Source organism: Stenotrophomonas maltophilia (genome assembly GCF_006970445.1).
In the GTDB taxonomy this organism is placed as follows: Bacteria; Pseudomonadota; Gammaproteobacteria; order Xanthomonadales; family Xanthomonadaceae; genus Stenotrophomonas; species Stenotrophomonas maltophilia_AU.
On record NZ_CP033877.1, the window covers coordinates 269,454 to 293,176 of the forward strand.

General features: G+C 64.7%; 26 protein-coding genes. 24 read left to right on the top strand and 2 right to left on the bottom strand.

Going from position 1 to position 23,723, the window contains the following annotated elements:
- Nucleotide 1: 1 nt before the first annotated feature.
- Genes EGM71_RS01115 through mmsB form a run of 4 tightly spaced genes read left to right on the top strand, consistent with a single transcriptional unit; the run spans nt 2 to nt 4,021 of the window.
- Nucleotides 2-1,168, top strand: coding sequence for an acyl-CoA dehydrogenase family protein (locus EGM71_RS01115; protein WP_188487199.1), 1,167 nt, complete (start codon nt 2-4; stop codon nt 1,166-1,168).
- Nucleotides 1,165-1,962 carry an enoyl-CoA hydratase gene (locus EGM71_RS01120; RefSeq protein ID WP_188487201.1) on the top strand — a complete coding sequence of 266 codons (798 nt, stop codon included), beginning with the start codon at nt 1,165-1,167 and terminating at the stop codon, nt 1,960-1,962. The genes EGM71_RS01115 and EGM71_RS01120 overlap by 4 nt, the downstream gene beginning before the upstream one ends.
- Nucleotides 1,959-3,134, top strand: a complete 1,176-nt coding sequence (locus tag EGM71_RS01125; protein ID WP_188487203.1) for an enoyl-CoA hydratase/isomerase family protein — start codon at nt 1,959-1,961, stop codon at nt 3,132-3,134. The genes EGM71_RS01120 and EGM71_RS01125 overlap by 4 nt, the downstream gene beginning before the upstream one ends.
- On the top strand, nt 3,131-4,021 hold the full coding sequence (gene mmsB / locus EGM71_RS01130; RefSeq protein ID WP_188487205.1) for a 3-hydroxyisobutyrate dehydrogenase: 891 nt from the start codon (nt 3,131-3,133) through the stop codon (nt 4,019-4,021). Before EGM71_RS01125 ends, mmsB begins: the two co-directional genes overlap by 4 nt.
- A 155-nt stretch (nt 4,022-4,176) precedes the next feature.
- Here mmsB and EGM71_RS01135 read toward each other — a convergent pair whose 3' ends face one another.
- Together EGM71_RS01135 and EGM71_RS01140 are read right to left on the bottom strand one after the other, a co-directional pair.
- Nucleotides 4,177-4,602, bottom strand: coding sequence for an organic hydroperoxide resistance protein (locus EGM71_RS01135; protein WP_005411948.1), 426 nt, complete (start codon nt 4,600-4,602; stop codon nt 4,177-4,179).
- Between the two features lie 111 nt (nt 4,603-4,713).
- Nucleotides 4,714-5,670, bottom strand: a complete 957-nt coding sequence (locus EGM71_RS01140) for a cation diffusion facilitator family transporter (protein ID WP_188487207.1) — start codon at nt 5,668-5,670, stop codon at nt 4,714-4,716.
- 379 nt (nt 5,671-6,049) lie between these two features.
- On the opposite strand from EGM71_RS01140, the gene EGM71_RS01145 reads away from it, so the two are divergent.
- The 20 genes from EGM71_RS01145 to EGM71_RS01240 all read left to right on the top strand — a co-directional run bounded on the left by EGM71_RS01145 (nt 6,050) and on the right by EGM71_RS01240 (nt 23,648).
- On the top strand, nt 6,050-6,562 hold the full coding sequence (locus tag EGM71_RS01145; RefSeq protein ID WP_188487209.1) for a head-tail connector protein: 513 nt from the start codon (nt 6,050-6,052) through the stop codon (nt 6,560-6,562).
- Nucleotides 6,559-6,909 (top strand): head-tail adaptor protein, encoded by a 351-nt coding sequence (locus EGM71_RS01150; protein ID WP_188487211.1) that lies wholly within the window; start codon nt 6,559-6,561, stop codon nt 6,907-6,909. Before EGM71_RS01145 ends, EGM71_RS01150 begins: the two co-directional genes overlap by 4 nt.
- Before the next feature lie 23 nt (nt 6,910-6,932).
- Nucleotides 6,933-7,289, top strand: coding sequence for a tail completion protein gp17 (gene gp17, locus EGM71_RS01155; RefSeq protein ID WP_188487213.1), 357 nt, complete (start codon nt 6,933-6,935; stop codon nt 7,287-7,289).
- Between the two features lie 71 nt (nt 7,290-7,360).
- Complete coding sequence (locus EGM71_RS01160; RefSeq protein ID WP_188487215.1) at nt 7,361-8,020, top strand: phage tail protein; 660 nt, start codon at nt 7,361-7,363, stop codon at nt 8,018-8,020.
- Nucleotides 8,020-8,328: a phage tail assembly chaperone gene (locus tag EGM71_RS01165; RefSeq protein WP_014645599.1), complete on the top strand. Its 309-nt coding sequence runs from the start codon at nt 8,020-8,022 to the stop codon at nt 8,326-8,328. The genes EGM71_RS01160 and EGM71_RS01165 overlap by 1 nt, the downstream gene beginning before the upstream one ends.
- A 50-nt stretch (nt 8,329-8,378) precedes the next feature.
- Complete coding sequence (locus EGM71_RS01170; RefSeq protein ID WP_014035628.1) at nt 8,379-8,636, top strand: DUF1799 domain-containing protein; 258 nt, start codon at nt 8,379-8,381, stop codon at nt 8,634-8,636.
- A 75-nt stretch (nt 8,637-8,711) separates the two neighbouring features.
- On the top strand, nt 8,712-10,070 hold the full coding sequence (locus EGM71_RS01175; protein WP_188487217.1) for a phage tail tape measure protein: 1,359 nt from the start codon (nt 8,712-8,714) through the stop codon (nt 10,068-10,070).
- Nucleotides 10,070-10,399, top strand: coding sequence for a phage tail protein (locus tag EGM71_RS01180; protein WP_087921208.1), 330 nt, complete (start codon nt 10,070-10,072; stop codon nt 10,397-10,399). Before EGM71_RS01175 ends, EGM71_RS01180 begins: the two co-directional genes overlap by 1 nt.
- 2 nt (nt 10,400-10,401) lie before the next feature.
- Nucleotides 10,402-11,574, top strand: coding sequence for a hypothetical protein (locus tag EGM71_RS01185; RefSeq protein WP_188487219.1), 1,173 nt, complete (start codon nt 10,402-10,404; stop codon nt 11,572-11,574).
- Nucleotides 11,575-11,691: 117 nt separating this feature from the next.
- Nucleotides 11,692-12,843, top strand: a complete 1,152-nt coding sequence (locus EGM71_RS01190; RefSeq protein ID WP_188487221.1) for a hypothetical protein — start codon at nt 11,692-11,694, stop codon at nt 12,841-12,843.
- Between the two features lie 33 nt (nt 12,844-12,876).
- Nucleotides 12,877-14,028, top strand: coding sequence for a hypothetical protein (locus EGM71_RS01195; RefSeq protein ID WP_188487222.1), 1,152 nt, complete (start codon nt 12,877-12,879; stop codon nt 14,026-14,028).
- 1 nt (nt 14,029) lies between these two features.
- Nucleotides 14,030-14,482 (top strand): hypothetical protein, encoded by a 453-nt coding sequence (locus EGM71_RS01200; protein ID WP_188487225.1) that lies wholly within the window; start codon nt 14,030-14,032, stop codon nt 14,480-14,482.
- 12 nt (nt 14,483-14,494) lie between these two features.
- On the top strand, nt 14,495-15,733 hold the full coding sequence (locus tag EGM71_RS01205) for a hypothetical protein (protein ID WP_188487227.1): 1,239 nt from the start codon (nt 14,495-14,497) through the stop codon (nt 15,731-15,733).
- Nucleotides 15,734-15,812: 79 nt separating this feature from the next.
- Entirely contained in the window at nt 15,813-16,949 is a 1,137-nt protein-coding gene (locus tag EGM71_RS01210) for a hypothetical protein (protein ID WP_188487228.1), read from the top strand.
- 152 nt (nt 16,950-17,101) lie between these two features.
- On the top strand, nt 17,102-17,797 hold the full coding sequence (locus EGM71_RS01215) for a phage minor tail protein L (protein WP_188487230.1): 696 nt from the start codon (nt 17,102-17,104) through the stop codon (nt 17,795-17,797).
- Between the two features lie 61 nt (nt 17,798-17,858).
- Nucleotides 17,859-18,599 (top strand): C40 family peptidase, encoded by a 741-nt coding sequence (locus tag EGM71_RS01220; RefSeq protein ID WP_188487232.1) that lies wholly within the window; start codon nt 17,859-17,861, stop codon nt 18,597-18,599.
- A gap of 67 nt (nt 18,600-18,666) precedes the next feature.
- Complete coding sequence (locus EGM71_RS01225) at nt 18,667-19,206, top strand: tail assembly protein (protein ID WP_262975128.1); 540 nt, start codon at nt 18,667-18,669, stop codon at nt 19,204-19,206.
- On the top strand, nt 19,203-22,691 hold the full coding sequence (locus tag EGM71_RS01230; protein ID WP_188487235.1) for a host specificity protein J: 3,489 nt from the start codon (nt 19,203-19,205) through the stop codon (nt 22,689-22,691). Before EGM71_RS01225 ends, EGM71_RS01230 begins: the two co-directional genes overlap by 4 nt.
- The gene (locus tag EGM71_RS01235) at nt 22,691-22,969 is read left to right on the top strand and encodes a hypothetical protein (protein ID WP_188487237.1); all 279 of its coding nucleotides are present in this window, start codon (nt 22,691-22,693) and stop codon (nt 22,967-22,969) included. The genes EGM71_RS01230 and EGM71_RS01235 overlap by 1 nt, the downstream gene beginning before the upstream one ends.
- Before the next feature lies 1 nt (nt 22,970).
- Nucleotides 22,971-23,648, top strand: coding sequence for a hypothetical protein (locus EGM71_RS01240; protein WP_188487239.1), 678 nt, complete (start codon nt 22,971-22,973; stop codon nt 23,646-23,648).
- The last annotated feature ends 75 nt before the right edge of the window (nt 23,649-23,723 follow it).

Genomic DNA, 23,723 nt, shown 5'->3' on the forward strand with positions numbered 1-23,723 from the left:
CATGAGCCACTCGATGACGACGGAACTGGAAGAAGCGCAGCAGGCGTACCGCGAGGCGGCGCGCGACTTCGCACAGGCCGAACTGGCGCCGCACGCCGCGCGATGGGATGCGGAGGGCATCTTTCCGCGCGAGGCGATCGCCAAGGCCGGTGAACTGGGCTTCTGCGGTCTGTACATGGACCCGGAAGTGGGCGGCAGCGGCCTGAGCCGACTGGACGCCGCCGTCGTCATCGAGGAGCTCGCCAACGTCGATCCGTCGACCGCGGCCTACATCAGCATCCACAACATGGCTTCGTGGATGGTGTCCAAGTGGGGCCAGCCGGCGCTTCGCGATGCGTGGGGCACTGACCTGTCCTCAGGCAACAAGCTGGCCTCGTACTGTCTGACCGAACCGGGTGCCGGTTCCGATGCGGCGTCGCTGAAGACCACGGCCGTGCGCGATGGCGACTTCTACGTGCTGAACGGTTCCAAGGCCTTCATCTCCGGCGCCGGTGCCACCGAACTGCTGGTGGTGATGGCACGTACCGGCGGTGCCGGTGCCGGCGGTGTCAGCGCGATTGCGGTGCCGTCGGACCTGCTGGGCATCAGCTTCGGCCGCAAGGAAGAAAAGATGGGCTGGAACAGCCAGCCCACCCGCGGCATCACCTTCGAGAATGTCCGTGTGCCGGTCAGCCATCTTCTGGGAGAGGAAGGCGGCGGCTTCAAGCTGGCGATGAAGGGGCTCGATGGCGGCCGCATCAACATCGCTGCCTGCTCGCTGGGTGCCGCGCAGGGCGCGCTGGATGCCGCGCGCCGTTACATGGGCGAGCGCCGCCAGTTCGGCAAAGCGCTGGCCGAATTCCAGGCGCTGCAGTTCAAGCTGGCCGACATGGTCACCCAGCTGGTGGCCGCACGGCAGATGGTGCACACCGCCGCACGCAAGCTCGATGCCGGTGCCAGCGATGCCAACGTGTGGTGCGCGATGGCCAAGCGCTTCGCCACCGATGCCGGTTTCAACGTCTGCAATGAAGCGCTGCAGATCCACGGGGGCTACGGCTACATCCGCGAATACCCGATCGAGCGCCTGCTGCGTGACTGCCGCGTGCACCAGATCCTGGAAGGCACCAACGAGATCATGCGGGTGATCGTTGCCCGCCACCTGCTCAACACCGAAGAGGAACTGCGATGAAGGAATGGCGTACCCAGGAGCACGTGGGCCTGAAGGTCAAGGTGGATGGCCACACCGCCGTGGTCACCCTGAACAACCCGCCGGCGCATACCTGGACCGTGCACAGCCTGTCGGCGCTGCGCGACCTGGTCGGTGCGCTCAACGCGGACCGCGGGATCTACGCGCTGGTGATCACCGGTGACGGCGAGAAGTTCTTCTCTGCCGGTGCCGACCTCAACCAGTTCGCCTCGGGCGACAAGGCCGCTGCACGTGAGGCCGCGCGCCGCTTCGGTGAAGCCTTCGAGGCGCTGTCCGGTTTCCGTGGCGTGTCGATCGCCGCGATCAACGGCTATGCCATGGGCGGTGGCCTGGAATGCGCGTTGGCCTGTGACCTGCGCATCATCGAAGACCACGCCCAGGTCGCGCTGCCGGAGGCCACCGTCGGCCTGCTGCCGTGCGCCGGTGGCACCCAGAACCTGCCGCGCCTGGTCGGCGAGGGCTGGGCCAAGCGCATGATCCTGCTGGGAGAGCGCATCAACGCCGAGACCGCGCTGCGCATCGGCCTGGCCGAAGAAAAGGTCGGCAAGGGCGAATCCAAGGCACTGGCCCTGGAATGGGCGAAGAAGGCCGGCAAGCAGAGCCCGACCAGCATCGCCGCCTGCAAGACCCTGGTGCAGTCCACCCGCACCGGCACCCACGCCTCGGCGCTGGTGGCCGAGCGCGAAGCCTTCGTCGACCTGTTCGACACCGCCGACCAGGTCGAGGGCGTGACTGCCTTCCTGGAAAAGCGCGCCGCGCAGTGGAAGAACGCATGAGCACCGACACCGCTGCCGACGACGCACCGGTGCTGTTCGAAGAGCGCGCAGCCGGCAACGGCACGCGCATTGGCATCGCCACGCTCAACGCACCGCGTACGCTCAATGGTTTCTCGCTGCCGATGGCGCACCTGCTGCTGAAGCAGCTCAACGCCTGGGCCGACGACGACGGCATCGCCATGGTGGTGCTGCAGGGCGCCGGCGAAAAGGCGTTCTGCGCCGGCGGCGACCTGCACAGCCTGTACAAGGCCATGGTCGCCTTCCGTGAGGCCGGCCGCAGCGACATCCGCGAGAACGACTACGCGGCCGAGTTCTTCGACGTGGAATACCGCGTCGATTACCTCATTCACACCTACGCCAAGCCGATCCTGTGCTGGGGCCATGGCATCGTGATGGGCGGCGGCATCGGCCTGATGTCCGGTGCCAGCCACCGCGTGGTCAGCGAGCGCTCCAAGCTGGCTTTCCCGGAAATCACCGTCGGCCTGTTCCCTGATGTCGGTGGCAGCTGGCTGCTGCCGCGCGTGCCGGGCAAGGGTGGCCTGTTCCTGGCCCTGACCGGCGCACTGCTCAATCCGGGCGATGCCATCTATGCCGGCCTGGCCGATGTGCACGTGGCTGAAGAGCGCCGCAGCGCGGTGTTCGACGCGCTGCTGCAGGTGGCGTGGTCCAGGGATCCCGCACACAACCACGAACGCCTGACCCATCTGCTGCAGTCGCATGCCAGTGATGCTGCGACCGGTCCGCTGCTGGCCAATGCGGCGCAGGTCGATGCGTTGTGCGAAGGCGATGACCTGCAGGCCATCATTGCGCGCATTGCCGGTCTGCAGACCGACGATGCCTGGTTGCAGGCGGCACAGAAAACCCTCGCCGCCGGTGCACCGGGTTCGGCACGGTTGTCGTACGAGCTGCAGCGCCGCAGTGCCGGCCAGGATCTGGCCGCGATCTATCGCCTGGAGTACATCGTCGCCCTGCATTGCGCCGCCCACGGTGATTTCGCCGAAGGCATCCGCGCGTTGCTGATCGACAAGGACCGCAATCCGCAGTGGAACCCGGCCACCCTGGCCGAGGCCACCGGCGAGTGGGCCGACACCTTCTTCGCTTCCCCCTGGGCCGCCGCCGCGCATCCGCTGGCCGACCTGGGCACTCCCCTTGTTGAAAGGAGCCTTGCATGAGCCGCATTGCATTCATCGGGTTGGGCAACATGGGCGGCCCGATGGCCGCCAATCTGGTCAAGAACGGCCACACCGTGCGCGTGTTCGATCTGGTCCCGGCCGCGGTGCAGGCCGCCGTCGATGCCGGCGCCAGCGCGGCCGCGTCGGCGCGCGAAACCCTCGTCGATGCCGAGGTCGTGATCTCGATGCTGCCGGCCAGCCGTCACGTCGAAGGCGTGTACCTGGGTGATGACGGCATTCTCGCCGCCATCCCGGCCGGTGCACTGGTCATCGACTGCAGCACGATCGCACCGGCCAGTGCCCGCAAGGTCTCGGAAGCGGCCGCCGCGCGTGGCCTGCAGATGATCGACGCGCCGGTATCCGGCGGTACCGCCGGTGCCCAGGCCGGCACCCTGACCTTCATCGTCGGTGGCGAAGAGGACGCGCTGGAACGCGCCCGCCCGGTGCTGCAGGCAATGGGCAAGAACATCTTCCACGTCGGTGCCAGCGGTGCCGGCCAGGTGGCCAAGCTGTGCAACAACATGGCGCTGGGCGTGATCATGGCGGTGACCGGTGAAGCCATCGCACTCGGCGTGGCGCACGGCTTGGACCCGAAGGTGCTGTCGCAGATGATGGCGGTCAGCACCGGCCGCAGCTGGGCCACCGAAGTGTGCAACCCGTGGCCGGGCGTGCTGGAAAACGCCCCGGCCTCGCGCGGCTACAGTGGCGGTTTCGGCAGCGATCTGATGCTGAAGGACATGGGCCTGGCGGTGGAAGCGGCGATGAGTGTCGGCGCCTCGATCCCGCTGGGCGAAGTGGCCCGCAACCTGTACTCGATGAACCACCAGGCTGGCCGCGGCAAGCTGGATTTCTCCAGCGTCGTGCAGCTCATCACGAGCGAGAAGTGACCTGGTAGTGCCGGCCGTTGGCCGGCAACCTCATGCCCCCGTGCGGGACAACGAAGGTGGGATGGGCGGATGTTCGGTTTCGACCGGCATCCGCCCATTTTTTTTGGGGGGTCGGATCCCTTTCGCAACGCGAAAGGGCTCTGACCCCGCTCGCATCAGGCAACGACCAGCGTCACGTCGATGTTGCCGCGGGTGGCGTTGGAGTACGGGCACACGATGTGCGCCTTCTGCACCAGTTCTTCCACCTGCTCGCGCGGCACGCCCGGCACGTTGATGGTCAGTTCGGCTTCGATGCCGAAACCGGTCGGGATCTGGCCGATGCCGACCTTGCCGGTGACGGTGGTGTCGGCCGGCAGCGCGACCTTGGCCTGGCCGGCCACGAACTTCAGCGCACCCAGGAAGCAGGCCGAGTAGCCAGCGGCGAACAGCTGTTCCGGGTTGGTGCCCGGGCCGCCGGCGCCACCCAGCTCGCGCGGGGTCGACAGCTGGATGTCCAGCACGTTGTCGGAGGAGACGGAACGGCCTTCGCGGCCGCCGGTGGAGGTGGCCTGGGCGGTATACAGAACCTTTTCGATGGACATCGTGATGCTCCTGGTCAGTGGGTGGGTGGTGCGTTGGAGCCTACTTTGCCCGGTTTCTGCGTACGTTGGGTTGCAGTTCGTACGAAAAACTTGATTGATCGTCCTGCTGGCCTAGATCGTCCACTCACGGTCGGTGGTGAACATGATGGTCAGCCAGCGGTCGGGCGAGGCCTCGCCCAGCGCATCGCCGATCTCGTCGCGCAGCTGGTCCCATTCCACCAGCGGCCGCGGCGGGTCGTCCTCGCGTACCACGAAGAACAGCTCGATCTGCTCGCCACGCCCCACCTGCGCCACGTAGCTGCGATGCTCGACGAAGCCGTGCCTGGCGACGATCGCGCGTGCCACCGCGTCCACGTGCGTCTGCAGTTCCGGCGGGGTGACCAGCAGGATGCCGGCCAGCGCCCGGCGCACGGTGCCCAGCGGGGCGATCATCACCAGCACGCAGACGAAGGCGAGGATGGCCGGGTCGATGTACGGCCCGACCCAAGCCAGCGAGGTGCCCTGCACCAGCACGCCGCCGAGGAAGGCCAGCAGGTAGCAGGCTGACATGCTGGCGGCGATCACCCAGTTCTTCGCGTCCAGTGCGATGAACTCCGAACCGATGCGGCGGTTGGCGCGCAGCACGAACCAGGCCAGTGCACCTTCGCCGACGATCGACAACCCGGCGAAGGCAATGGCTGGGCCGAGTGCGATGTGGCGGCCGCCGGACATCAGCGCATCCACCGCATTGACCAGCGCATACAGTGCTGCGCCGATCATCAGCGTGCCGCTCACCCCCAGCACGATCGGCTCCAGGTGCCAGAAGCCCATGGTGAAGCGCTGGTTGAGCCGCGACTGCAGCGCGTCGGTGCTGGTGGACAGTGCGATCAGTCGCGCGACCAGCAGCGACAGCCAGGTCATCACCACATCGATCAGGCCGTAGATGCCATCGAAGATGATCAGCGAGGAATTGGCCAGCAGACCGAATACCACCGCAGCCGCGGCCAGCAGCAATGAGCCTGCGATGGACAGGCGCAGCACGCCTTGTTCGGTACGCGCATCGAAGAAGCGTTCGGGGGTGGCAGGCATGCGGAAATCCAGCGGGAAAATGGGCTGCGGAAGCAGCGCGCTGCCATTCTATCCAGCCCGCCGCACGTCGCCGTGACCACGCCCGCACAGCGCCTGGAAAAGTCACCAGACTGGTAACCGTTTGCGGATTGACGGGTGCACACCCGAAGCGTATCGTTTGTACCACGATGACATAGAAGCCTCCGGTGACCCCGGGGGCTTCTTTCGTTTGTGCCATCGCGCGCTGCGATGCCATCGCCACCGGCCCTGACGTTCCCGTCGTGGCCGTTCTGTTTTCCGCCCTGATCCTGCTTCTCCTGCGCCGTCCTGGTGACCGCGTGGGGCGCCGCCGTGCGCGCAGGGTCGGGGCACTCCACATCCATCAACGAAGGAGGATTCGATGCCCCTGCTGACCCTCGAGCAGTGCCGCGCGCACTGCCGTATCGACGGCGATTTTGACGACGCCATCCTGGGTGACCTGCTGGCCGCAGCCAGCGACGCAGCCGCGGCCTACCTGGGCCGCGAACTGTACGCCGACCAGGCCGCGCTGGACCAGGCGCTGGACCAGCTGCCGCAGGACATGGCGGCGGCGGTGACCGGGCATGAAGCCGCGGTTGCCGCCGCCAACGCCGAGACCAACGCGGCCAAGGCCAAGGCCATGCGGGATGTGGCCGATCGCCGCCTGGCCGTGGCCACCGCGCGCAGTGCACGCCTGCTGTTGGGCATGCCCGCCAGTGACAGCATCCGCGCAGCAGTCCGCCTGCTGCTGGGCCACCTGTACGCCCACCGCGAAGCCGTGGTTGTCTCTGCACAGACGCTCGATGCACCGGCAGCTGCCACTGCCATCGCCATGGAGCTGCCGTTCGGCGTGGCCGCGCTGCTGGATCCGTACCGACCGGCCGCAACGCCATGAACGCCGGCCACCTCAATCGCCGCATCCGTATCGAGCGCCAGGACGGCCGGCTCGATGCCTGGGGGCAGCCGCTGGACGCTTGGCAGCCGGTGGCGGAACTGTGGGCCGCCATCACTGCCGATCCCACAGGCAGCGTGCAGCGGCTGACGCTGGAAAGCCGCCTGCCGGCCACAATCCGCCGCCAGCGTTTCCATGTCCGATTGGCGGCTGCACGACAGGCCGGCATCCATGTCGGCATGCGCATCGTGCATGACAGTCGCGTTTTCAATATCACCGGCGTTGCTCCCGACTTCAGCCGGCGCCAGACCACGGTGCTGTTCACCGAACAGTCTTCAGGCACTGCCTGAGCGACGCCAACCAGGACACCGCGATGAGTTACGAAGCACAGCTGCACACGCTGCTGGCCCCGCTGCTGCAGGGCCGGCTGTATCCCGACGTTCCGCCGGAACCGGTCATCTACCCGTGTGCCGTCTACCAGCAGATGGGTGGACAGTCCGTGTGGTTCAACGAAGGTTCCACTCCCGAACAGAAGCACGCTCGCGTGCAACTGACCGTTTGGGCAGACAGCCGCGCCCAGGCCAATACCCTGATCCGTGAGATCGAGGATCAGGTCTGCGCGGGATTGCCGACCGCCGAGTCGTTCGGCGCTGCAATCGCCGTGCATGAGCCGGTGCTGCACAAGCACGGCGCGCGGCTCGATTTCGGCCTGTGGTACGTCGACCCGTAAACCGCATCACCCGCGCAACACCCCAGCCCGGCAACCGCCGGGCTTTTTTTTATCCAACGAGGAAATACACCATGGCACTCAAGCTTCCCAAGGGCACCCAGTTCGGTTTCGCACCGGTCGTCTCCACCGCGATCGCCACCAGCGCGATCTCCAAGGCTGTGCCGGCACTGGCCAGCGTTGCCGCCAACAGCGTCGACACCGGCGATGTAGTGGTCATTGAACTGCCGGGTTGGCCGGCCCTGAACAACCGCGCCACCCGCGCCGGTGCTGAAGCCACCGGCACCGTTGAACTGCTGGGCATCGACACCACCGACACCGTGCTGTTCCCGGGCACTAGCGGTGCCGGCGTGCTGCGCAAGGCAGGCGCCTTCGTCGACCTGGACCAGCAGGGCGACCCGACCACCGCCGGTGGCGAGCAGCAGTACTGGAGCGGCACGCTTCTGGAAGACCCGACCGGTCGCCAGGTGCAGATGCCGACCTTCAAGAACGCCAAGACCATCACCCTGCCGCTGTTCTACGATCCGAAGAAGCCGTGGTATTCGGCGCTGAAGAACGTTGATGCCAAGGGCGAGCCGGTGATCCTGCGTGCCAAGCTGGTCGGCGGCGACGTGCTGTACTGGTACGGCTACCTGAGCTACAACGGCGACCCGACCATGGCCGCCAACACCCCGATGGGCACCACCGCGACCTTCACCGCGCTGGCCGACTCCATCCTGGTCGAGGGCGCCTGATGTTCCAGGTAAAGGCGCCGGAGAGCTTCAAGAGCACCCTGACCATCGTCGGTCACGGTCGCGAGCAGAAGCTCAACCTGACCTACCGGCACCTGTCGGTAGCCGACTACGCCAGCCTGCTGGAGCGTCTGGGCGATGACACCTTGAGCGTGGCCCAGGCCATCCTGGACATCGTGGTGGACTGGGATGCCGATGTGGCGCTGGATACCGCCGGCGTCGAGCTGGCGCTGCAGCAGCAGGCCGGCCTGGATGGCGCCATCATCGGTGGCTACACCCAGGCGCTGCAGGTCGCACGCAAGGGAAACTGATCGAGGCGGTGGGGGCCCTGTACTGGCGGGCCCCCACCGAGTCCGAGCTGATGCAGCTTGGATTGAAGGCCAAGCATTTTCCGCCGCCGCAGGTTGAGCTGTGGCCGGAGTGCGTGCTTCCCATCGAACTTTTCTCGCGGGTTGCCACCCAGTGGCGCGTCGGCGCAGGTGGCCCGATCGGGCTGGATTACAACGTGGTCTACCACGAGCTGCAGCGCGAAGCGCTCGACAGCGAACAGTACGACGAGGTGATGGCGGCGATCCGCGTCATCGAACGCGCTGCCCTGGAGCAGATGCAACAGGAATGAGCCGGCCATCGCGATTACGCCGATGACCGATCCCGGCTCCGCAGATGCGGAGCCGACTCTCCCGAGGAACACTCAATGAGCACTACATCGCCTGGCAGCACACGGGCCACCGTGGAGGCCAGCAACGCATTGGAAACGGCCATGCAGGCAGCAAGGCGCAGCATGACCGAGATGACCGGCAGCACACAGGAGTTCCAGCGGCAGCTGGAAAAGATCAATACGGTGCAGCAGGCATTCAATGCCGTGCTGACCACCAGCGCTTCGTTGGTCACCGCACTGTCCACGCAACTGACTGCCTTGAACACGCAGTTGCAGGCGGCGGCGAAGGCGGGTGCGACCACAGCCGCCGCGGACGCTGGCAAGGCTGCAAAGAAGGAAGAGAAGGCCCAACAGGACGACATGGGCCTGGCGGGCATCCGCAAGGGCCTGGGCGGCGCGCTCGGCGACTATATCGGGAAGACCGAAAACACCGCCACGGCGGCCAAGAAGGCGTTCGACAAAGCGTTCACTGGCGCCGACGAAGCCCTGCGGAGCTTCGTGACCACCGGCAAGTCCAAGTACAAGGAGCTGGCCCAGTCCATCCTGGCCGACCTGAAGATGATCGCTGCACAGCAGGCGCTGGTCTGGGGGGCGAGGAAGATCGCCGGCTTGATGGGGGTCGACCTGACGCCCAAGGATGCAGCGACGGACGCGGCGGCGGTGATTGCAGGCGTGGCGACTGCCAAGGACGCCAAGGCTGGTGATACCAAGGCGGGCGAAACCAAGGACGCCAAGGACACCAAGGGCACCACAGGACTTTCGGGGTTCCGCAAGGGCTTCGGCAGCGCGCTCGGCGAGTACATGGAAAAGACCGAGAACTCCGCCAAGTCTACCCAGGATGCCTTTTCCAAGGCGTTCACCGGCGCCGAGGCGGCACTGCAGAGTTTCGTGAAGACGGGCAAGTCCAACTACAAGGATCTGGCCAAGTCGATCATCGCCGATCTCAAGATGATTGCCATCCAACAGGCAATCGTCTGGGGCGTCAAGAAGATCGCGGGCCTGTTCGGATATGGCACGGGGGTGGAGGCCAACGCCAACGGTGGCGTCTACCAGTCGCCGAGCCTGTCGGCCTACTCCGGCGGTGTCTACAACACCCCGCAGCTGTTCGCCTTCGCCAAGGGTGCCGGCGTATTCGGCGAAGCGGGGCCGGAAGCGATCATGCCGCTGCAGCGCGGGCCGGACGGCCGCCTCGGCGTGGCCGCACATGGCGGCGGTGGTGGCGGAGTGGGTGTGAGCATCCGCATCGACAACAACGGTGGCAAGGAAGTCACCACCAACGAAAGCATGCTGCAGCAGTTCGGCAACGAGATCGGCCAGTTCGTGGAACGCAAGTACCGCGAACTGCAGAGTCGTGACCTGAAGGCAGGTGGTGTGCTCAGCAGGAGTGCCATGTAATGACCGACACCTTCACCTGGCCGGCAACCAGCCAGAGTACGGGAACCACCACCGCCGCCGTGAAGCGCGCGAAGTTCGGTGATGGTTATGCGCAGGCCGCTGCCGATGGTCTGAATGCAACCTCACGCAGCTACCAGCTGCAGTTCGTCGGCAACCGCAGGACGATCAACGAGATCGTGGCCTTCCTGGATGGCCATGCCGGCCGCAGCTTCCTGTGGAAGGGACCACTGGGGCAGGGGCTCTACATGTGTGATTCCTACACCGACAGCCATCTCGGCGGCCAGGTATCGACGATCACCGCCACGTTCGAGCAGACCTTCCAGGCGTAGGCATGAGCATGGATCTTCAACGGATCGACCTGGATAGCATCCAGCCCAACGGAAAGCGCGGAGAGACCCAACGACCGGCCTTCACCAAGATCAACCAGAACTTTCAGGATGTTGCGTTGGCACTGGAGGAAATCCCCGGTGCCATCGCACACTCTGTCTCTGGAAAGAACCGTTTGATCAATGGGAATTTCGACCTCTGGCAGCGTGGGGACAACTTCACCGCTGCCGCTGCCTACTGTGCAGACAGATTCTTCGCACAGCAGGGAGGGATGGACGGAGCAGGCATATTCAAATCACCCGTTGCCCCGGGCGATGCGAATTTTCCAAGAAGCCTGTTTACGTTGGCCGCCAATTGCAACGGGAACCACAACGCCGCCGGACACCATTTCCTGTTCGAGCAGCGTGTGGAAAGTGTGCGGAACTTTGCCGCAGCGGAGAGCACGCTATCCTTCCTGGTCTACAACGCAGGCGCCGCAGGCAGAAAGATCGCAGTCGAGTTCCTGCAGCGCTTCGGAACAGGTGGAAGCCCCACTGTCACGGCGATCCAGCCGGAAGTGTTTACGCTCGCACAGGGCCTGAACCGGATCAGCAAGACCGTCAGTCTTCCCTCCATCTACGGTAAGACGCTTGGCGGTGGCGATGATTCGGTCACCTGTGCGGTATGGCTCTCGGCAGGCAGCGACTTCAACGCGCGCACAGGAGGGCTCGGCGCGCAGGCAGGCCAGTTGTACTTCGGTGAAATGCAGTGGGAAGTTGGCGCACGGGCGACCCGCTTCGAGTGGAGATCACCGGCCCACGAGCTTGCGCTGTGCCAGCGCTACTACCAGAAGTCCTTCCCTGTTGCAGAGGTGCCCAACAGCAGGAGCAGCTCCGCCGTCCACCGGAACGCAGTGGCCTTCAACAGTGGCACCTGCCGCGTTGCTGCAGAGTTCAAAGGCACGATGCGCGGCACGCCACAGCTGCTGTTCCACGCAGGCGGAGAAGGTGGTGACATCGGATCGCCGAGCTTCTGGAGGTACTACGACGCCGCTGGCGGAGCATGGCGCGCGGGAACCCTGACCAATGTAGTCATGGCAACGAGCCAGGCGTTCATGGCGGACGTGGGCGGCGCAGGCTTCCTGGTAAGCGGATCTGTTCTCCTGGCAGGCCACTACACCGCCGATGCCGAACTCTGAGTGCATTCATGCGTCTGCGGGATCGGGCGGAAAGCCGTGAGATCCGCCCGTTGATGGAATGGAAGTACTCAGACTGCGATCGGACGCTACCGATTCACCTCGTTCAAGGAGCCAACAATGGCAAGAAAGATCATCGACCTCGATTCCGTTCAACCGAACGGAAAGCGGGGTGAAACACAGCGCCCGGCGTTCACCAAGATCAACGAGAATTTCGCCGAGGTCTACGACGCCTTGACCGAGGTCGCGAAGATTCCGGAAACCGTGGCGAATGCCATCACCGACCGCGTTCCAGGCAGGAATCTGCTCATCAACGGTGCCCTGCAGTTCTGGCAGCGTCGCACGTCCGGTCGCGTTGGCCAGGGATCAGGCACGTTGGGAGCGGAGAAATTCTTCGCCGACCGCTTCACGAACTCGGCGCTGGTCTGCAACCACGACGTACAGCGCGTGGCGTACGACGGGCAGGCCGGCTTTCCGGAGGATACCCGGTCGATCCTGGTCTGCACCGTATCCGAGGCCATTGCCAGAAGTGGCGCCTGGATGGGGCAGAAAATCGAAGGTGTCCGCAGTGCAAGCGGTGACATCACGATCTCGGTATGGGCCAACTGTGACGCGCCAAGCCGCAGCGTTGGCGTGCGTGTCATCCAGGATTTCGGAACAGGCGGCTCGCCCTCACCGCAGGTGATGCTGGAGGCCGGCGTGCTTACGCTGGGGACGACCGGCAAGCGTCACAGCATCACGGTGACGTTGCCGAGCACCCGGGGAAAGGTGCTCGGCAGCAATGGCAACGACCACCTCTACGTGGTGTTCGACCTGTGCGGTACCGGCCAGAAGGGCGAGTTGGTGGCGCAGAACGGCTCGTTCGGATTCACCCAGTTCCAGGTCGAATCCGGACGCGCAGCGACGCGCTTCGACTGGCGGCCGCCGGGCGTGGAACTGGCGCTGTGCCAGCGCTACTACGAGAAGAGCTACAACCTCGACATCGTGCCCAACACCGCGCACAACGAAGGGCGCGAGGCATTCTCGATCAATTCACCGGGAATGGCGCATTACCAGAGTGTGCGATTCCATGCACCCAAGCGTACCCATCCTTACGTGATGATCATCTCGGCCGACAACATCCAGCAGGACGGACACATCGCGGAAGACAACATCTCCCGCGTTCCCTGCCTGGTCAACTACGCCTCGCCTTCAGGCTACGAAGTCAGCTGGACCAACAATCCAGGTCGCTGGGGTGGGTGGTGGCATTGGTGGGCCGATGCCGAGCTGTGATGGGGCGCCCCAGGGACTTACAGGACGACAGCAATGACGAGAAAAATCATCGACCTCGATTCCGTTCAACCGAACGGAATGCGGGGTGAAACGCAGCGCCCGGCGTTTACCAAGATCAACGACAACTTCGCCGAGGTCTATGGGGCGCTGGATGGCGTGACCACAATCGTGCAGCGCGTGGATTCACTGGAGCGCGCTCTTCAGACTGCAATTCCAGGCAGGAACCGCCTGATCAACGGCAACTTCGATTTCTGGCAGCGGGCCACCACCGGCACCACCCAGGGCGGCGAGATCTATGTGGCCGATCGTTGGACCGTGGCAGCGCTGGGCTGCACGCATACCGCAAATCGCGGGGCCAATCTGCCTGCCGGCGGTGCCGCACCGGAGTCGCGCCGTTTCCTCAACAGCGTTGTCTCCAAGACCAGTGCAGGTAGCAGCGCCTACGTCGCACAGAAGGTCGAGAGCGCGGCGACGCTGTCCGACGGCGAAGTGACGGTTTCCGGTTTCGCCTATGGCCCGCCAGGAAAACGCATCGGCGTTCGTCTCATCCAGCACTTTGGCACAGGTGGTTCGCCGTCCGCCGCGGTCAGCGTGGAGCTGGGAACCGTAGCGGTCACCGCCGCGTCCTGGACCTACTTCCAGCTCAGTGCGCGACTGCCATCGGTGAAGGGGAAGACGCTGGGCAGCAATGTCGACAGCGATTTCCTGTGGCTGGTGGTGGATCTGTGCGCGGATGCCTATGGCGGTGTCATCTCCGGCCAGAACGGAGAGTTCGGCATCGCGATGATGCAGCTGGAGCGCGGCAACCGGGCAACGGCATTCGACCTGCGCCCGCTGGCCCACGAGCTGCAGCTGTGCCAGCGCTATTACGAGAAGAGCTACAACCTGGACGTGCCACCTGGCACGGCCGATGGCATCGGCCGCGACAACCAGTTCTACGACCGCAGCGTCGGTGTTGGCAGTACCTCGCATATCCGGTGTCGCGTCCCCAAGCGTGCCATTCCTGCCTACACCGTCTACAGCGATGTGAACGGGCAGGCCGGGCGCATATCCGGCGCAAGCGGCGGTATCGGCACGGTGACGTCCATCGTGTATGCCGGCCAGTCCGGCGCCCAGGTCAACTACCAATCCGCCGCAGGCAACTGGGGCTCCTCCTTCCACTGGACCGCCGACGCGGAGCTATGACATGTATCAACTGACCGAAGAGATCGACATCATCAAGTGTCTGCAGACCGGCGCCTTCATTCCACGCGGCCATCGCTTGTGGAGCGACTATGAGGCCTGGTGTACCGCAGGTAATGAGCCAGAACCGGTACCGCCACTGTTCGCGCCTGGTTCGGCGCAGTTCCATCGCTTCATGCGCAGCAAGGCGTGGGAGTGGATGGCGCAGTGTGCCCGCGATCGTGGCTATGACAGCATCGAGAGTTGCTGCAGCTACGTAGGCAGTGCAGTGCCACGCTACGCACAGGACGCCATCGCCATGATTGCCTGGCGTGACGCTGTCAACCTCGCATTGGAAGCTGTTGAGTCCAACGTTGACGTGACCGCGCCCGACTGGCAGCAGGTACAGGCGCAGCTGCCGCAGCCGGCTGCGTTCGGCTGGGCCGCCGAATCGGTGTCGGACACGCTCGACTCCTGAGGAGCACTACACATGGCACAACGCACGATCGACCTCGACACCGTCCAGCCCAACGGCAAGCGGGGTGAAACCCAGCGCCCGGCGTTTACCAAGATCAACGACAACTTCGCCGAAGTGTATGGTGCGCTGGGCAGCGTGGCGACCATCGTAGAAGACGTTGAACAGCTGAAGACGGAGATCGAGAAGGAAGCAGAGCAGGCCAAAGCCGAAGTCCGTAACGCCATCGCGACGCTTCCCGCAGCGGTCGACAGCGCCATCCATGGGCGAATTCCTGGAAAGAACCGCCTCATCAACGGCAACTTCGATCTCTGGACGAGAGGAACACCGGTTGGACAGACCGGGTACGGCCCGGATCGATGGTTCGTTCAGATCGGACTCATGACCGACGCCAGCGTCTTTGCCAGCAACAACGTGCCGGGAGACGGTGTCTTTGACGATGCCCGCCTCTCGATGGGGACAAACTCGACCGGCAATCAGGATGCATTCGGGCACTACTTCGTGTTTGAACAGCGGGTTGAGAACGTGCGGACCTTTGCCGGAGTGGTCAGCACCGTTTCTTTCACCGTCTACAACCCAGGGGCGGCTGGACGGAAGATCGCGATTGAGTTCCTGCAGAACTTCGGTACCGGCGGCTCGGAGACGATTCTGGGGGTGGACGCTGAGGTTTTCAGCCTGGCGCAAGGTGTAAACCACATCAGAAAGACGGTCACCCTGCCGTCGGTCTCTGGAAAAACGGTAGCGAGCACGAATCACTACGCGGCCGTCGCAGTATGGTTGTCATCCGGCAATGGATTCGATGTCCGCAATGCCAAGCTGGGTGCCCAGTCGGGGCAGTTGTTCTTCGGCGGATTTCAGTGGGAACAGGGAGGCACGGCGACAGGCTATGACACCCGGCCACTGTCCCACGAGGCAGCGCTGTGTGGCTGGTACGCGCAACGCATTGATATCAGCGCGGGTGATGCGTTCTCGGTGTGCACGGCTCTCGGGCAGTTCGACTGCGTGGGTCAGCTCTCGTTCCAACCGATGCGCAGCAAGCCCACGGCGCGAACGCTGGGGGGCGGTGTCAACATGACAGGCTTCGGTATCGCTGGGGGCAATGCGCCTGGCTCGTCCTTCAACATCATTCCGGTCTCGGTATCGGGTGCGGCGATCACCGCGGGAGTGGCTACAGGCGGCATGTCCCCGGGGGCATCGGGCTATATCGCGCCCAAAGCCGGTGGAATCAGCATCATCCTTGAGGCTGAGATCTGATCCATCGATTTCTTTTCGCACCGGCGAAGAGGACACCGCGCTGTTGCGGCACCAGCGACCTGGAATCAGGAAAACAAGAATGACAATGAAAATCATCGACCTCGATACCGTTCAGGCGAACGGCAAGCGGGGTGAGACACAGCGCCCGGCTTTCACCAAGGTCAACGAGAACTTCGCCGAAGTGTATGGCGGATTGGATACCGTCCAGACCGCGGTGGATGGGCTGGATGGCCGAATGGCTGGCCGCAACTGGCTGATCAACGGCGACTTCCGCCTTTGGCAGCGTGGTGCAGTGTTCCCTGCATCCGTGGGCACTCGCTACATCGCTGACCGCTGGCAGGCCAATGCCACCGGCACCAAGGTAGCTGCCACACGCGAGGATGTGCCTGCAGGCGGCGGTCAGGGAGGGCGCCTGTTGGCCGGATCACGCCACCTGCTCCGGCTGGACGTGCAGAGCGTGGCCGGTGCCGGCAACATGGCACTGGTCCAACAGCGCATCGAGGACGTCCGGAGCCTGGCCGGGCGCACCGTCACCATCAGCTTCAAGGCGCGGTCCTCGGTGGACGATTTCCGCATCGGTGTGGAACTGCAGCAGTCCTACGGAACGGGCGGGTCCACCGCGCGCGATAGTATCGGCGCCTCGGTCGTGCTCGATACGCTGTGGCGATGGCACCAGGTCACCGTGGAAGTTCCCGGCCTTGCCGGCAGGACGCTGGGCCCGGACAGCTACCTGCAACTGAGCTTCTGGCTGGATGCCGGTGCTGACTTCGGCGGGCGGGCGTTCGCCGCTGGGCAGAAGAGCGGCAGCGTGCAGCTGGCCGAAGTGCAGATCGAAGAAGGCGATACCGCGACCGACTTCGATCGCCGGCCCGAAGCACTGGAGCTGTTGCTGTGCCAGCGCTACTACGAGACGGTGGATGTGAACCGGATCCTGGGCATCACCTACACCGCCAACGGCGACACGCGCGCCTGCATTCCGTTCAAGGTACGCAAGCGCGTGGCGCCCAGGGTCACCTCGCCCTCTGCCGCGCTCAACCTGGTCGGCTTCGGCTCCGAAGGTAGCCTCATCAACTTCAACGGTGGCGATCCGGGCTGGCAGTCCACCGTGGACGCGGCCGTGCTGTCCACGATGTCCAACAACATGCAGCAGTGGGGCGCGGTGGTGGTGTGGTCGACCACCTCACAGGTGCTGGTGCAGGCCGATGCGGAGCTCTGAGCCATGACAACCACGCCTCCGCAGGCGTCAAAGCACGCCTGCTTCACTACCACTACGTCGCTGCGCCCGGGCCACCACGTCATCGTACCGCGCGGCCAGGAGCGGTATCCCGTGCCACCCTCTCTTCCCATTGCCGCACAGGAGTACACCCCATGATCACCGCCGATGCCCAGCAGCTTGAGCCGGGTGGCCGCATCACCGTCTACGAACTCGACGCCAGCAGTTTCGGTGCCGACAAGCTGTTCTTCCACGCACACCTGCAGAGTGGTGTCATCTGGTGGCAGGGCCAGGAGTATGGCCCCTGGCCGATCGAGGCCAGTGGCTTCGAACGCACCAGTGACCAGCCACCGAACCCACGCCTGCGCGTGAGCAACATCGATGGCCGCATCACCGCCATGTGCCTGCTGTTCGATGACCTGGTCGGTGCCCGCATCATCCGCCGGCAGACGCTGGGCAAGTACCTGGATGCCACCAACTTCGAGGAAGGCAATCCCAGTGCGGATCCTGCCGAGCATTTCCCCGACGAAGTCTGGTTCATCGAGCGCAAGATCGGCGAAGACAAGCAGATGGTCGAGTTCGAGCTGACCACCGCGATTGATCTCAATGGCCAGCAGTTGCCGGGCAGGCAGATCATCGCCGGCATGTGTGGCTGGCTGGTGCGTGGTGGCTATCGCGGCGCGTACTGCGGCTACAACGGTCCGGCGGTAGCGGACAGCGACGACGTCGCCACCGACGATCCGGCACGCGACCAGTGCGGCGGCCGGGTGCGCAGCTGCAAGCTGCGCTTTGGCCAGGACAAGCCGCTGCCCTATGGTGGCTTCCCCGCCGCAGGCCTGCTGCGCTCCTGATCGACCCCTCCCGACTCCACTTTCCAGGCCCGCCCGCGCGGGCCTTTTTCATGGGTGAAACATGCAACCGACAACCCTGCAGGCCATCCAGGCGCACGCCGTGGCCGAGTACCCGCGCGAATGCTGCGGGCTGATCGTCGCCATTGAAGGCCACGAACGCTATCTTCCCTGCCGCAACGTGGCCGCCACGCCCAGCGAGCATTTCCGCCTGCCGGCTGAAGACTATGCCGTGGCCGAGGACAAGGGCGAGGTGCTGGCCCTGGTGCACAGTCACCCCGATGCCGCCGCGACGCCCTCCGATGCCGATCGGGTCATGTGCGAGCGCAGCGGGCTGACCTGGCACATCGTCAGCGTCGGCCAGGTGGCCGGCGAGGCGCCGCTGTGCGGTGACCTGCAAACGCTGCATCCCTCGGGCTATGCGGCACCGCTGGTCGGTCGCCAGTTTGCCCACGGCGTGCTGGACTGCTACAGCCTGGTCCGCGATTTCCACGCACGCGAACTGGGCATCCCGCTGTCCGAGTACGAACGCCAGGACGACTGGTGGAGCCATGGCCAGGACCTGTACAGCCTTGAACGGCTGTACGCCGAGGGCTTCGACCTGATCGAGGGCGAACCGCAGCGGGGCGACATGATCCTGATGCAGATCCGCTCACCGGTCACCAATCACGCAGGCATCTACCTCGGCGACGGGCAGATGCTGCATCACCTGCATGGCCGCCTGTCCGAGACCGTACCCTACGGCGGCATGTGGGCCGAGCGTACCCGTTGCATCGTCCGCCATCGCGAGGTGCGTCATGACTGACCGTCTTCGTACGATCCGCCTGTACGGCAAGCTGGGTGCCCGCTTCGGGCGCAGGTTCCGGCTGGCGGTGAACAGCCCGGCCGAGGCCGTGCATGCGCTGTGCACGATGCTGCCGGGGTTCCAGCAGTACCTGATGGGGGCCAAGTCCAAGGGCATGGAGTTTGCCGTGTTCAACGGCCGGCAGAACCTGTCGCGGGATCAGCTGCACGACCCGCCGGGGAAGGATGACATCCGCATCGCGCCGGTGATGGTGGGGAGCAAGCGGGGCGGCGTGTTGCAGACCGTCATTGGAGTGGTCCTGATCGTTGTTGGCAACGTTATTACCGGCCTGTCATATGGCTGGGCCGCACCCGTTGGAGGTGCGTTGGTCAACATTGGTTGGGGCATGGTGTTCGGCGGCGTCGCCCAGATGCTCACCCCACAACCAAAGGGCGTAGGCGCCAAAGACTCACCCGACAACGCGCCCAGCTACAGCATGAACGGCACCGTCAACACACAGGCGCAGGGCAACCCCGTGCCGGTCGCCTATGGCGGCCATGACAGCAAGGGCATGTTCATCGGCTCGGCCGTGATCAGCGGCGGCATCCTGGCGGAGGACCAGTTTTGAATCAGATCACTCATTCCGTACCGCGTGCGCGCGGTGCAGCGGCTCCCCTGCTGGCGGGCGCGAAGAAGGGTGGCAGCAACGCCCGAACCCCGGTCGAAACCGCCGACAGCCTGCACTCGATGGCGGTGGCCCGCATCATCGACCTTGCCAGCGAAGGCGAGATCCGCGGCCTGGTCGCCGGCAAGCAGTCGATCTACCTGGACCAGGTGCCGATCGAAAACCCGGACGGCACGCTGAACTTCTCCGGCGTGGACGTGCAGACACGCTCCGGCACTCAGGACCAGGAGCACATCAGCGGCTTCCCCTCCATCGAGAACGAAGTCGGTGTCAACGTCGAGCTGCGCAGCGATGCGCCGGTGGTACGCACCGTATCGGGTGCCGACCTGTCGGCCGTCCGTATCCGCTTCGCGGTGCCTGCGTTGCAGAAGACCAATACCGAGAACGGTGATACCGAGGGCTACCGGATCATGTATGCGGTGGATCTTTCCACCGATGGTGGCCCGTTCAGCACGGTGCTGACCGATGCCTTCAGTGGCAAGACCACCAGCCAGTACGAGCGCAGCCGCCGCATCGACCTGCCTGCCGGCAGCCAGTGGCAGGTGCGCATCCGCCGGCTGACCGCCAACGCCAACAGCAGCACCATCGCCGATACCATCAACGTGCTGTCGATGACCGAGATCATCGATGCCAAGCTGCGCTATCCGAACTGTGCGCTGGCGGCAGTGCAGGTCGACGCCAGCCAGTTCCAGAACATCCCCACCCGGTCCTACCAGCTGTGGGGGCGCATTGTGCGCATCCCCTCCAACTACGATCCGCTCAGCCGTCTCTACAGCGGCGTGTGGGACGGTACCTTCAAGAGCGGGTGGACCAACAATCCGGCCTGGGTGTTCTTCGACATCGTCACCAACGATCGCTTCGGCCTGGGCCATCGTGTTCCGCTGGACTGGGTGGACAAGTGGCGGCTGTACCAGATCGCGCGCTACTGCGATGAACTGGTCAGCGATGGCCAGGGTGGCAAGGAGCCGCGCTTCACCTGCAGCCTGTATCTGCAGACCCGCGCCGAGGCCTATCGCGTGTTGCAGGACATCGCCACCATGTTCCGCGGCATCAGCTTCTATGCGGCGGGGCAGGTGATGGCCTCTGCCGACATGCCCAAGGACCCGGTGCTGACCTACAGCCAGGCCAATGTCATCGAAGGCCGCTTCCACTATGCCGGCAGCAGCCGCACGGCGCGGCACACGGTGGCCCTGGTGTCGTGGATCGATCCGGATGACTTCGGCCGGCAGAAGGTCGAAGTGGTACAGCACCTGCCCGGCGTGGCCCGCTACGGCATCAACCAGACCGAAGTGACGGCGGTGGGTTGCCACTCGCGCTCGCAGGCGCAGCGCGTGGGCAACCACATCCTGCATACCGAAATGCTGGAAACCGAAACCATCAGCTTCTCGGTGGGCCTGGACGCGCTGGGCTGCATGCCTGGCGATGTGATCCAGGTGGCCGACCCGAACCGCGCCGGCCGCCGCAATGCGGGTCGCATCCGCAGTGCGGGTACGCGCAGCCTGGTGCTGGATCGCATGCCGGAACAGATCGCTGCCGGTGACACCCTGCGCGCCACCCTGCCCAGCGGGCAGACCGAAGCACGCACGGTGCAGTCGGTGGACGGCGAGACGGTGACCGTCACCGCGCCGTGGTCGGCGGTGCCGGTGGCGCAGTCGGTCTGGGCGCTGGAATCACCGGAGCTGGCCCTGCAGCACTATCGCGTGCTGTCGATCAGCGAAGGCGAAGAGCTGACCTACCAGATCACCGCGCTCAAGCACGTGCCGGGCAAGTACGCCGCCATCGACGATGGCACGCGCCTGGAGCAGCCGCCGATCAGCATCATTCCGCCCAGCGTGCAGCCGCCTCCGGCCAACGTGCGGATGGCCTCGCATGTGGTGGTGGACCAGGGCATCGCCACGTCCGTGCTCTCCATCGAGTGGGATGCGGCGGACAAGGCGATCGGCTATGACGTGGAATGGCGTCGTGGTGATCTCAACTGGGTCCGCGCCGGTCGCGTCGGGACGCAGAGCCTGGAAGTGCGTGGCGTCTACGCCGGCCAGTATCTGGCCCGCGTACGCGCGGTCAATGCGCTGGGCGCGGTGTCGCAGCCGACGCTCAGCGCGCTCACCACCATTGAAGGCAAGACGACGCCGCCTCCCTCGCTGGCATCGTTGACCAGCGCTGCCCGCCCCTTCGGCATCGCACTGTCCTGGGGCTTCCCCGCAGGTGCAACCGATACCGAACGGACCGAACTCTGGTACGGCACCGGCCCCAATCGCGAGAGTGCGATCAAGCTGGGCGACTTCGCCTACCCGCAGGCCCAGCACCAGATGAACGGCCTGGCAGCTGGCGCGCGCTTCTGGTTCTGGGGACGGCTGGTGGATCGAAGTGGCAACATCGGCCCGTGGTATCCGGCGCAAGCAGGGGTGATGGGTGAGTCGAGCAGCAACCCGGATGACTACGACGCCTACTTTGCCGGCCGCATCAACGAAAGCGCGTTGGGCCAACAGCTGAGGGGCAAGATCGAGCGCGTCACCCAGGTGCTGCCGCTGGTCTGGGATGCCGAGGCAATCTACAGCCCAGGGCAATCCGTCATCCACGACGGCAGGATCTGGAGTTGGCAGGGCGCCGCTGCAGGCAACGAGACGCCGCCGGGCAGCCATTGGAAGAACATCGGCGACGCGATCGCCGAGGCGGGCGCCATCGTCGGCCGGGTCGACCAGCTGGAAATGGACGTTACCGACGTCGATGGCAAGGTGGCCGCGCAGGGGCAGAAGGTCGATGGCCTGTTCGCCCAGGTCAGCGACCACAGTGCCGGTGAGGAGGACTACAACGTCGGCGAGAACGATGTCAGTGCCGGCGCCATCACCGTCTACAGCGTGATGGCCGAGAAGGACGCGGCATTGGCCAAGCGTGTGGACACGGTCGAAGCGTCCATCGACGGTGTACCCGGCAAGATCGAAGGTGTCAGTGCTGCGGTCCAGCAGGTCTCGCAGGCCGTGGTCAACCTGGATGGCAAGGTCAGCGCGACCTATACGGTCAAGGCGCAGATCACCAGCGCCGGACAGATCTACATGGCTGGCATGGGGCTGGGCGTCGAGCAGCAGCCAGATGGCAGCTACCAGAGCCAGATCCTGATGCAGGCTGATCGCTTCGCGCTGATCAACGAGAGAAATGGACAGATCACCACGCCTTTCGTGGTCGAGAATGGCCAGACCTTCATCAGTCAGGCACTGATCGGAAACGGCAGGATCCAGAACGCGATGATCGGCGATTTCATCCAGTCCAATGCGGTGGGTGCGAGAGGGCAGCCACGTTGGCGGCTGGACAAGAGCGGCGCGATGACCATGACCGGCCCCGACAACGGCGGCTATCTGACCATCGTCAACAATGTGATCCAGGTATTTGATGCAGCCGGAACGCTGCGTGTGCAGATGGGGGTGTGGTGATGCCAGCAGGAATTCAGGTCTTCAACGCGGATGGCAGTCTGGGCTATGACCCGCAAGGCAGGTTGTTCCGCGTGCTTGCAAGCATCCAGTACAGCACGGTCGACGGCAGCGCAGCCTTCTCCCGGCAACCGGAAGATACCGATCTGACGGCGGTTGCCCGCGGCAGGTATGCCCCGGACTTCTCCATTGATGTGGCCTCCGGCATCGTCAGCTGGCGTCATGTCAATGTTCCCGCCAAGGACCGCTATCCCGGCATCGTCGAAATATGGGCCCGCTGACATGACTGCAGGAATCAAGATCATCAATGACTGGGGCACCGTACTGATCGACGATGCCTTCCCGACACTCGCGATGCTGGCTCAAGGCACGACCACGCTGGATGGGGAAGGAAGCAGGTACATCGGCAACCATGCCGGCATGGTTGCCGTGCGTTCGACCTCGGTGGTTGGAAGCCAGTACTACAATCAGATCGACGGATACTCGGCTGGGTTGTACCTGTTCGGTCCTCCAGGCGCAGTGGTGCAGTGGTATGTGTACGCACCGCCACAGGAACCACCGAGCAATTTTGGCCTGATCATCCGTGACGGTGCCGGCCGGCTGATGTTCGATGCGGGCAGGAAAGCCGCGCGGGTGGCTGGCCTTCGTTCTGCGTCGACACGGCCTGGCTGGCAGGGGAGCGCCCAGTTTGATCCGGGACGTGCATGGGCAGTGATGCCCCTGGTCTACGCGTACGACTCGGCGAACACATTCCAGCGATGGGGCGATCCACAGGAGTACCTGCAGCACGAGGACGTAAGTGTTTCCGGAGGGGCGGTCAACGGTGGAACCATCACCTTCGGGATGACGCAGACGGCGCGGCGTACCTACGGCCCCTACTACGGACTGCCTCTACCCACCCGGTTCACCTATACCGGGAACAATGCAGCCCTCGCGGTGCTGGATGTAACCGGCTACTAGCGCAGACCAGGTGTCGGTCTGGAAACAACGGCCCGGGCGGCCATTTGAGCCGCCCGGGCCCTTCCCGTAGACTTC